This is a genomic window from Allobosea sp. (assembly GCF_036675845.1).
Lineage (GTDB): Bacteria > Pseudomonadota > Alphaproteobacteria > Rhizobiales > Beijerinckiaceae > Allobosea.
This window is the reverse complement of sequence record NZ_JAKFED010000052.1, coordinates 101207-111635: the sequence shown is the minus strand read 5'-3', so window position 1 is coordinate 111635 and position 10429 is coordinate 101207. Positions and strand designations below refer to the sequence as shown.

9 protein-coding genes are annotated in these 10429 nt (G+C 67.4%); 4 read left to right on the top strand and 5 right to left on the bottom strand.

What is annotated here, in order from left to right:
• Positions 1-65: 65 nt before the first annotated feature.
• From V6M56_RS05660 to V6M56_RS05650, 3 genes are all read right to left on the bottom strand, one after another.
• The gene (locus tag V6M56_RS05660; protein WP_332681984.1) at positions 66-1001 is read right to left on the bottom strand and encodes an ABC transporter permease; all 936 of its coding nucleotides are present in this window, start codon (positions 999-1001) and stop codon (positions 66-68) included.
• Entirely contained in the window at positions 991-1983 is a 993-nt protein-coding gene (locus tag V6M56_RS05655) for an ABC transporter permease (protein ID WP_332681982.1), read from the bottom strand. Before V6M56_RS05655 ends, V6M56_RS05660 begins: the two co-directional genes overlap by 11 nt.
• Positions 1984-2107: 124 nt before the next feature.
• The gene (locus V6M56_RS05650; protein WP_332681981.1) at positions 2108-3676 is read right to left on the bottom strand and encodes an ABC transporter substrate-binding protein; all 1569 of its coding nucleotides are present in this window, start codon (positions 3674-3676) and stop codon (positions 2108-2110) included.
• Positions 3677-3922: 246 nt separating this feature from the next.
• Here V6M56_RS05650 and V6M56_RS05645 point away from each other — a divergent pair, with 246 nt between their 5' ends.
• The 3 genes from V6M56_RS05645 to V6M56_RS05635 all read left to right on the top strand — a co-directional run bounded on the left by V6M56_RS05645 (position 3923) and on the right by V6M56_RS05635 (position 6830).
• Complete coding sequence (locus tag V6M56_RS05645; protein ID WP_442881088.1) at positions 3923-4630, top strand: GntR family transcriptional regulator; 708 nt, start codon at positions 3923-3925, stop codon at positions 4628-4630.
• Positions 4627-5337 carry a flavin reductase family protein gene (locus tag V6M56_RS05640; RefSeq protein ID WP_332681978.1) on the top strand — a complete coding sequence of 237 codons (711 nt, stop codon included), beginning with the start codon at positions 4627-4629 and terminating at the stop codon, positions 5335-5337. The genes V6M56_RS05645 and V6M56_RS05640 overlap by 4 nt, the downstream gene beginning before the upstream one ends.
• Before the next feature lie 248 nt (positions 5338-5585).
• Complete coding sequence (locus V6M56_RS05635; protein WP_332681976.1) at positions 5586-6830, top strand: aminopeptidase; 1245 nt, start codon at positions 5586-5588, stop codon at positions 6828-6830.
• 16 nt (positions 6831-6846) lie between these two features.
• Here V6M56_RS05635 and aptA read toward each other — a convergent pair whose 3' ends face one another.
• The gene (gene aptA / locus V6M56_RS05630; protein WP_332681974.1) at positions 6847-8184 is read right to left on the bottom strand and encodes an omega-aminotransferase AptA; all 1338 of its coding nucleotides are present in this window, start codon (positions 8182-8184) and stop codon (positions 6847-6849) included.
• A gap of 39 nt (positions 8185-8223) precedes the next feature.
• On the bottom strand, positions 8224-9138 hold the full coding sequence (locus V6M56_RS05625; protein WP_332681971.1) for a GntR family transcriptional regulator: 915 nt from the start codon (positions 9136-9138) through the stop codon (positions 8224-8226).
• Positions 9139-9279: 141 nt separating this feature from the next.
• Between V6M56_RS05625 and V6M56_RS05620 the strand changes: the two genes are divergently transcribed.
• Complete coding sequence (locus V6M56_RS05620) at positions 9280-10422, top strand: C45 family peptidase (protein WP_332681970.1); 1143 nt, start codon at positions 9280-9282, stop codon at positions 10420-10422.
• The last annotated feature ends 7 nt before the right edge of the window (positions 10423-10429 follow it).

Below are 10429 nucleotides of genomic sequence, written 5' to 3'. Positions count from 1 at the left end.
GCGCTCGACGTCCCCCTGGATTGCTTCGCTGCGCTCGCAATGACGGGCAGTGCCCATGCTCTCCATCACCTGAGCTTCGGGTTCAGCGCGTCGCGCAGCCAGTCGCCGAGCAGGTTGACCGAGAGCACGATCAGCCCGAGCTGGAGCGAGGGGAAGACGACGAGCCACCAGGAGCCGGAAAACAGATACTGGTTGCCGATCCGGATCAGCGTGCCGAGCGAGGGCTGGGTGATCGGCATGCCGACGCCGAGGAAGGACAGGGTCGCCTCCGAGAGGATGGCGAGGCCGAGATTGAGGGTGGCTGCGACCAGCACCGGCGTCAGCGTGTTGGGCAGGATATGCCGGCGCATGATCCGCGCCGCCGGCACCTTGATGATGCGGGCCGCCAGCACATACTCCTTGCGCCGCTCGACCATGGTCGAGGCGCGGACGGTGCGGGCATAGAGCACCCAGTTGGTCAGCGCGATCGAGACGACCAGCACCACGGCGGCGAAGGGTTCGCGCAGGCCGGGCGGCAGCAATTCGCGGAAGATCGCCGAGACCAGGATCGCCATCAGCAGCGTCGGGATCGACAGCACCGTATCGCCGAGCCGCATCAGGAGGTTGTCGATGCGCCCGCCATAGAAACCGGCGACGAGCCCGACGGTGACGCCGATGCCCATCGAGACCAGCACGGCGGCGAGCCCGATGATCAGCGAGACGCGGGTGCCGTAGAGAATGGCGGAGAGCACGTCGCGCCCCTGCGGATCGGTGCCGAGCAGGAAGGGCCATTCGCCGTCCTTGTTCCAGATCGGCGGGATCTCGGCCTTGTCGATGAAGACCTGGGCGAGGTCGTGCGGGTTCTGCGGGGCGATCAGCGGTGCCAGGAAGGCGCTGGCGAAGAGCAGCGCCAGCACCAGCGCCGAGAGCCAGGCGGCCGGCGTCTTGCGGAAGCTCCAGCCGATATCGCTGTCGAGGAAGCGGCGGAGAAGGGTGGGCCGGGCGAGGCTCTCAGCGGGCATTGGCGGCTCCCGCGATCGAATCCTCGCGCAGCCGCGGATCGACCCAGGCATAGGTCAGGTCGACCAGCGTATTGAGCGAGACGAAGATGAAGGAGACGACGATCAGATAGGCCGCCATCACCGGGATATCGACGAAGGTCACCGCCTGGACGAAGAGCAGGCCCATGCCCGGCCACTGGAACACCGTCTCGGTGACCAGCGCGAAGGCGATCAGATTGCCGATCTGCAGGCCGGTCACCGTGATCACCGGCATCAGGCAGTTGCGCAGCGCGTGGCGGAAATGGACGCTGCGCGAGGGCAGGCCGCGCGCCCGGGCGAAGCGGATGAAATCGGTCCGCATCGTCTCCAGCATCTCGGCCCGCACCAGCCGCATCACCAGCGTGATCTGGAAGAGCGAGAGCGTGATGCCGGGCAGGATCAGCGCCTTGCGGCCGGACGCGGTGAGCAGCCCGGTGCTCCACCAGCCGATCTGCACGACCTCGCCGCGGCCGAAGGCCGGCAGCCATTGCAGCGTCACCGAGAAGATCAGGATGAACAGGATGCCGAGCGCGAAGCTCGGCAGCGAGACGCCGAGCACCGAGACGAACTCCAGCGCCCGCGCGAGCAGGCTCTCGCGCCTGATCGCGGTGTAGACGCCGAGCGGGATGCCGACCGCCAGCGACAGGAAGGTCGCGACCAGCACCAGCTCGAAGGTCGCCGGGAAGCGCTCGGCGATCAGCGTGAACACCTCCTGCTGGTTGCGGTAGGAGATGCCGAAATCGCCGCGCAGCGCGTTGCCGACGAAGGTCAGGAATTGAAGGACGAAGCCCTTGTCGAGCCCGAGCCGGAGGCGCAATTCGTCGCGCTGCGCCTGGCTCGCCTGCTCGTTCAGCATCAGCTCGACCGGATCGCCGACGAAGCGGAAGATCAGGAAGGCGAGGAACGCCACCGCGAGCATGACGCCGGCCGCGTTGACGAGGCGCTTGAAGAGGAAGGCCGGCATCGGTGCTCCTGTCTCCCCGCCGTCATTCCCGGGCGCAGCGAAGCGCAGACCCGGGAATCTCAGGACGAGAGGGCGCTGGTTTCCGAGATGGCCGGGTCAAGCCCGGCCATGACGCCTGGATCGTTCACTTCATCCTGGTCAGCCAGAGCCGCGGCTTGTTGTCCGAGGCCTGCACCGTCGAGGCCACCGTATTGCGCATCGCCCAGGCCATGGGCTGCTGGTGCAGCGGGATGAACAGGTGCTCGGCCTTGGCGATCTTCAGCGCCTCCATCATCAGCGGGATGCGCTTCTCGTTGTCGAGCTCGACGCCGGCCTTGTCGACGAGCGCGTCGATGCGCGGATCGCCCCAATCGCCCCAGTTGAACACGCCGCCGGTGCCGCCCTTCGAGCGCAGCACCTGCACCAGCAGCGAATAGGCGTCGATCATCGGCTCATTGGCCCAGCCGAAGGAGATCACGTCGAACTCGCCCTTGACCCGCTTCGGCGTCTGCTGGCTGCGCGGCGCGAGGGTGAGATTGGGCTTCAGGCCGGCGCGCGACCACATCGAGGCGACCGCCTGGCAGAACTCCTCCTCGTTGACGAGCGAGTCGCTCTGGCAGTTCATCTGGAAGGAGAAGCCGTTCGGGTAGCCCGCCGCCGCCAGCAGCTTCTTGGCGCCGTCGAGATCGAAGGGCAGGCGCGCATCCTGCGACGGCTCGTAGCCGGGAATGGCGGGAGCGACGAGCGCCCCGGTGTTGCGCGAGAGCCCGCGCATCGCCCGCTTCTGCACCGCCTCGATGTCGATGGCGCGGTAGAGCGCCTCGCGCACCCGGATGTCCTTGAGCGGGTTCTTGTCCTTCACATCGCTCTCGAACAGCGCGTCCTTGAGGTTGAAGGCGAAGAACACCGAGCGCAGCTCATTGGTCTGCAGCACCTTGACCTCGGGCGAGGCCGCAAGCCGCGGCAGATCCTGCAAGGGAGCGACATTGGTGAAGTCGATCTCGCCCGAGAGCAGCGCCGCGACGCGGGTCGAGGAGGAGGTGATCGGCGCGAACTCGATCTTGTCGATATTGTGCTGGGGCTTGTCCCACCAGCTCGGGTTCCTGGCGAAGACGGTCTTCGCATCGGCCCGGCGCGACTCGACCTGGAACGGCCCGGTGCCGTTGGCATTGTCGGTGGCATAGCCCTTGACGCCCTTGCCGGAATCGGTCGGCAGCAGCGAGTTGTTGGCCTCCATCCACTCCTTGTCGAAGATGTAGATGTTGGTCAGGTCGTTGAGCAGCAGCGGATAGGGGCCGTTGACCTCCAGCTCGATGGTGAAGTCGTCGATCTTCTTCGCGCTCTTATAGGCCGGGAGATTGCCCTTCAGCGGCGAGGTCTCGTGGGTCACGCGTTGCAGCGAGGCGATCACGTCGTCGGCGGTGAACGGGTTGCCGTTATGGAACTTCACCCCCTGGCGCAGCTTGAAGCGCCAGAGCGTCGGCGACACCGTCTCCCAGGATTCCGCCAGCGCCGGCTCGATCTTGAGCTCGCCGGTATAGCGCACCAGCCCTTCATAGACATGGTTGAGCACGGAAAGCGTGAAGGTCTCGCCATAGGAATAAGGATCGAGCGAGGCGATCTCGCGGGCAGACCCCCATTTCAGGGTCTTGGCTTCAGCAGCGCCGTTGAGCGCCAGGGCGGCGACGGCCGCCAGCATCCAGGCCTTCTTCATCGAGCTCTCCCCTTTATTTCGTTTGCAGAGGCCGGCCCGCAGGCCCGCCATGTTCGTCTGTGCCGCCTCTTTGATCGTCGTGACGCTTTTCGCGCCATCTCGTGTACGATTACTATTCAAACTTGCATACGATTGAGAGATCGTATTGTATGCGATTATTGATGACAAGCGGAAACTGGTACGGAGCCCGCGCCCGTGACATTGACTGCCCCCGACAAGGCCAGGTCAGGACGAGGGAAGGCCGGAATGGGCGAGCCGCGAACTCCGGGATTGCGCGCGCAATCCGTCTACAGGGCGCTTCGGCGCGCCATCATCGAGCAGGCGCTGAAGCCCGGCATGAAGCTGCCGGAGGATTCGATCGGCGAGCAGCTCGGCGTCAGCCGCACTTTGGTGCGCGAGGCCTTCGGCCGGCTGGCGATCGAGGGGCTGGTCGAGCTCAAGCCCAATCGCGGCGCCTCGGTGGCCTATCCGACGCTGGAGGAGGCGCGCGACGTCTTCGACGTGCGCCGCGGGCTCGAACGCCTCGTCGCCGAGAGCCTGGCCGGACGGCTCACCGCCGCACAGGCAGCCGAGCTCGAGGCCCATGTCCGCCAGGAGGAAAAGGCGCATGGCCAGGACGGGCCGGAATCGATCCGGCTTTCCGGCGAGTTCCACATCAAGCTCGCCGAGATGACCGGAAACGCCCTGCTGCTGCGCTATGTCCAGGAAGCCTCCTCGCGCTGCTCGCTGATCCTTGCCATCTACGGCCGGCCGCATTCCTCCGAATGCGCCGTCTCCGAGCACCGGCAACTGATCGAGGCGCTGCGCGCCGGCGACGCCGCCCGTGCCGCCCATCTGATGGACCACCATCTCCAGGCCGTCGTCACCCGGGCCCTGCTGACGCCGCGCGGCGAGCGCGACATCCACGAGGTGCTCGCGCCCTATGCCCTGAGCGAAGGACTGAACCCGCCGTGACGCAGCCACTGACGCAGGATCGGCCGCCGGCGGCGCCCGCGCCGATCGTCACCTTCGATTTTTCGCAGCTCACCCCGCGCGAGCGCTACAAGCTGCTGATCGGCGCCGTGGTGCCGCGCCCGATCGCCCTGGTGACGACGGTGGATGTGAACGGCGTCGTCAACGCCGCCCCGTTCAGCTTCTTCAACTGCCTCTCGGCCGACCCGGCGATCCTGGCGCTCGGCGTCGAATACCGCCCGACCGGCGGCCAGAAGGACACCGGGCGCAATATCCGCGAGACGCTGTCCTTCACCGTCAACATCGTCTCCGACGCCCTGCTCGACGGCATGAACGCCTGCGCGGTACCGTTCGAGCCCGGCATCGACGAGCTGGCCGAGGCGGGGCTGACCGCCATGCCCGGCGCCAAGGTGCCCTGCCCCTGGATCGGCCAGGCGCCGGCGGCCTTCGAATGCCGCCATCACACCACGCTCGGCATCGGCAATTCGCGCGAGATCATCCTGGGCGAGGTGGTCTACGCCCATTTCCGCGCCGACACGGTCGATCCCGCAAAGCACTATGTCGACCCGGCGGCGCTCGACGCCGTCGGCCGCATGGGCGGCCACGGCTACGCCACGACGCGCGATTATTTCGACCTCGTCACCATGTCGGTCGCCGACTGGAGGAGCGACCCGGCCAAGGCGAAGCGCACACGGCCCGACCGGCGCTGAGGAAAGACCGCTCCCCTCCACGCAACCACTCCATCGTCATTCCGGACAAGCCGCGAAGCGGCGCCGATCCGGAATCCATCGTAGAGAACTGCGCTCTACGATGGATTCCGGCGCTGCGCTTCGCTTGGCCGGAATGACGGGCTGTTTGCACGACGAGGATCGACGGGCAGGACCGGAGACAAGGTTGACCTGCCGGCGATTTGCGCCAGCAATGCGCGGCTCACGTCGAATCTGATCCGGGCTCTCTCATGAACAAGCATGTTTCCGCCATCGATCCGGTCAAGCTCGGCCGGCTGGCTGAGGTCGCCGTCAAGGTCGGCCTCAATCTGCAGGAGGGGCAGGACCTCTTCCTGACCGCGCCGATGGCGGCGCTGCCGCTGGTGCGCCGCATCGCCGAGCACGCCTACAAGGCCGGCGCCGGCCTGGTCACACCGATCTTCTCCGATGAGGAGCTGACCCTGGCGCGCTACCGCTTCGGCAAGGATGGCAGCTTCGACCGCGCCGCCGGCTGGCTGCACGAGGGCGCCGCCAAGGCCTTCGCCGCCAACACCGCCCGCCTCGCCATCGTCGGCGACAACCCGATGCTGCTATCGGGCCAGGATCCGGCCAAGGTCGCCCGCGCCAACAAGGCGAACTCGATCGCCTATCAGCCGGCGCTGGAGAAGATCGCCAATTTCGACATCAACTGGAACATCGTCGCCTATCCCGGCGCCGCCTGGGCGCGGCAGGTCTTCAGGGACGATGCCGAGGAGATCGCCGTGGCAAAGCTCGCCGAGGCGATCTTCGCCGCCTCGCGCGTCGACCGCGACGACCCCGTCGCCGCCTGGGCCGCCCATAATGCCGCGCTCGCCCAGCGCACGAAATGGCTGAACGGCCAGCGCTTCTCTGCCCTGCATTTCACCGGACCGGGCACCGACCTCACCGTCGGCCTCGCCGATGGCCATGATTGGCAGGGCGGCGCCTCGACCGCGAAGAACGGCGTCATCTGCAACGCCAACATCCCGACCGAGGAGGTCTTCACCACGCCGCATGCCCGCCGCGTCGAGGGCCATGTCGCGAGCACCAAGCCGCTCTCCTATCAGGGCACGCTGATCGACGACATCCAGGTGCGCTTCGCGGAAGGCCGCATCGTCGAGGCGAAGGCGTCGCGCGGCGAAGAGGTGCTGAACCGGGTGCTCGACACCGACGAGGGCGCCCGGCGCCTCGGCGAGGTGGCGCTGGTGCCGCACTCCTCGCCGATCTCGCAGAGCGGCATCCTGTTCTACAACACGCTCTTCGACGAGAACGCCTCCTGCCATATCGCGCTCGGCCAGTGCTATTCGAAATGCTTCGTCGACGGCAGCAAGCTGACGCCGGAACAAATCGCGGCGCAGGGCGGCAACAAGAGCCTGATCCATATCGACTGGATGATCGGCTCCGGCGAGGTCGACATCGACGGCGTCAAGCCCGATGGCAGCCGCGTCGCGGTCTTCCGCAAGGGCGAATGGGCCTGAGGCCGCCGGCTGAAGCCTACTCCACCCGCGCCAGCGCCTGCTCGATCGCGGCGAAGATCGTCTCGATCTCCTCGGCCGCGATGACCAGCGGCGGCGACAGCACCAGCGTGTCGCCGGCATTGCGGATCAGCACGCCGTCATCGAGGCAGAACTTGCCGCAAGCCGCGCCGCGCGCCCCCTCCGCGCCCGGGCGCGGCGCAAGGTCGATGGCGCAGAGCAGGCCGGCGCTGCGGATGTCGACGACATGCGGCGCCCCCTTCAGCCGATGCGCCCGCTCCTCCCAGAGCGGCAGCACCTTGGCGAGCCCGCCGAGAAGGTCCTGCTCGGCGAAGACGTCGAGCGTCGCGAGCCCCGCCGCGCAGGCCAGCGGATGCGCCGAATAGGTATAGCCGTGCAGCAGCTCGATCGCCTCGGGCGGCCCGGCCATGAAGGCATCGAAGACATGGCCGGCGACCAGCACGCCGCCCATCGGCACGGCGCCATTGGTCATGCCCTTGGCGCAGCTCATCAGGTCCGGCGTGACGCCATAGGCCTGCGCCGCGAAGGGCGCCCCGAGCCGGCCGAAGCCGGTGATGACCTCGTCGAAGATCAGGAGGATGCCGTGCCGGTCGCAGATCGCCCGCAGGCGTTCGAGATAGCCCTTCGGCGGCGGATAGACTCCGCCCGAACCGGTGACCGGCTCGACGATCACCGCCGCGACCGTCGCTGGATCATGGATCTGGAGAAGCGTCTCCAGCGCCTCGGTGGCGCCGAGCCCGCCCTCCGGCCGGCCGCGCGAGAACGCCATGCTGGCGCGGTCATAGGGCAAGGGCAGATGCGCGACATCCGGCAATAGCGGCCCGAAGGCGGCCTTGTGCCGGCCGATGCCGGAAACCGAGAGCCCGCCCCAGCCCATGCCGTGATAGCCCTTGGCCCGGCCGATCAGCTTGGTGCGGGACGCCTCGCCGCGGGCCTGGTGGTAGGCGCGGGCGATCTTCAGCGCCGTATCGACCGCCTCCGAGCCGGAATTGACGAAGAAGACGTGGTCGATCCCCTCCGGCGCGAAATCGCAGAGCCGCGCCGCATAGCTCTGCGCGGCGGGGTGGCTCATCTTGAAGGAGGAGACGAAGTCGAGCCGCCCGGCCGCCTCGCGGATCGCCGCGGTGATCGCCGGCTGGGCATGCCCGGCATTGACGCACCAGAGCCCGGCCATGCCGTCGAGCACGCGCCGCCCGTCCGGCGTGAAGTAATGCATGCGCTCGGCGCGCTCGAACAGCAGCGGCGCCTGCCGGAAGGCCCGCATCGGCGTGAACGGCATCCAGAAGGCGTCCGGCTCATTGGCGAGACGGACCTCGGGGCGAGCATGGACGGTCATTGGGGGCTCCTCGACAGGGATCGAGGCATGGTGTGTTTTTTAATTCTGAAACGCAACAGCGTCGATCGACGACGTTCCGTCGAGCCCATCGGCCCGGCGCAATTGCATGGCGCGCCGCAGATGGCTGCGCATCAGCGCGCTGGCGAGCTCGCGATCGCCGGCCTCGAGCGTATCGAGCATCTGCAGATGCTCGCGGCTGTTCACCACGACGCGCTCGAAACCGAAGGTCCAGTCGTAATTCGAGAGCCGGCGCATCTGGTTCTGCCGGCGCACGGCCGAATGGATGAAGCGGTTGCCGGAGGCCGCCGCGAGACCCTCGTGGAAATCGGCGTTCATCTCGAAGAAGCCGATGGCGGAGCTCTCCCTCCAGGGCCGCTCCAGCGTCTCGCGATGCCGCGTCCGCATCTCCTCGATCCAGCCCGGCGCCAGCGCGAACCCCGGCTCCAGCAGCCCCATCGGCTCGATCAGCAGACGGAAGCGATAGCGCTCGTCATGCGCCGAGAGGTCGCGCGGGCCATGCAGGAAACGCCAGCCATAGCCCGGCTTGCGCTCGATCATGTCGAGATCGGCGAGGCGCGCCAGCAGGCGCTGCAGCTCGGGCCGGCCGATCTCGTAGCGCCGCATCAGCTCGAGCTCGGAGATCTCGTCCGGCAATTTTCCGCTCTCGCGGTCGCGGGCGATGCGGACCATGGCGAGCTCGGCGATGTCGGGCAGCGCCCCGCCCGCCATCCCCGCCGGCGCGCTCAGCAGCTCGACGCCCTTGTTGGGATGGCGCCGCACCAGCCCCTGCCGCGCGAGATGGTCGATCGCGGCACGCACCGGCGTGCGCGAGACGTTGAGGCGGCGCGCCGCGCTGTTCTCGCTGAGCCAGGCGCCGGCCCCGAGCCCATCCTCCTTCACCATCTGGAGAATGCGCTCGGCGAGATCCTGCTGCAGCTTGGTCGGGCTCGTCATCGAAAAGCTCTTGCTTGTCTTATTTTTGGATGAAATACATTAGAGCAGGATGCGAGAAAGTGGGAACCGGTTTTCGCATGAATCCTGTTCTAGGCTTTTGATGAGTGACGCCGCGCCAGTGCCGGCGGTGGAGACGCGATCATGGTCCAGCCCTGCCCCTTCGTCGATGTCTCCGGCTCGCCCTATGAGCGCGGCCGCCAGCATGGCGCCGCGGTCCCCGGGCGGGTGAAGCGTTCGATCGAGCTTTATGGCGGCCAGCTCGGCGAGCTCGGCTACGACGCGGCCGCCAAATCGGCCCTGATCGCCGAATTCGCCTGCGAGATCGAGGCTTTCGGCGCCCATTATATCGAGGAGATGCGCGGCATCGCCGACGGCGCCGGCGTGCCGCTCGAAGACATCGTCATGGTCAATGCCCGCACCGAGGTCATCGCCAAGGCGAAACTGCTGAAGAACACCCCGATCGCCGAGACCGAGGAGCTCGACGATGGCTGCACCGGCGCGGTGATCCTGCCCGAGCGCAGCGCCAGCGGCGCGCTGATCCACGGCCAGAACTGGGACTGGAAGGCCGAATGCGCCGAGACCGCGATCGTGCTGCGCGTGCGCCGGCAGGACGGGCCCGACATCCTGACCTTCGTCGAGGCCGGCGGCCTCGCCCGCTGCGGCATGAACGAGGCCGGCATCTGCATCACCGCCAATTATCTCGAATCCGAGCGCGACTTCACCCAGGCCGGCGTGCCGCTGGCGCTGATCCGCCGCAAGGTGCTGGAGCAGGAGCATCTCGCCTACGCGATCAAGGCGGTGGCGACGACGCCAAAGGCCTGCTCCAACAACATGATGCTGTCGACCGTCGCCGGCTTCGCCATCGACTTCGAATGCGCCCCGGACGAGGCTTTCCCGATCTATCCCAGCGAGGGGCTGATCGTGCATGCCAATCACTGGGTCGGCCAGGTCGCCCTGACCAAGATCAGGGACACCGGCATTCCGCGCGTGCCGGAGAGCTTCTATCGCGACTGGCGGGTGAGGAAGCTGCTCGACGAGGCCGGCGGCAAGCTCACCGTCGACGATCTGAAGCACGCCTTCTTCGACGATTTCCTGACGCCGCATTCGGTCTGCCGGCCGCCGCGCCTCAACGATACCGGCAATCTCTCGGCCACCGTCGCCATGGTGATCATGGAGCCGGCCAAGGGCACGATGGAGGTCGCGCCGCTGCCGGCGCTGAACCGGACCTTCACCCGCTACAGCCTCCGCGACGAGCCGGTGACGCTCGCGCAAGCGGCCGAATAGGGCCGCA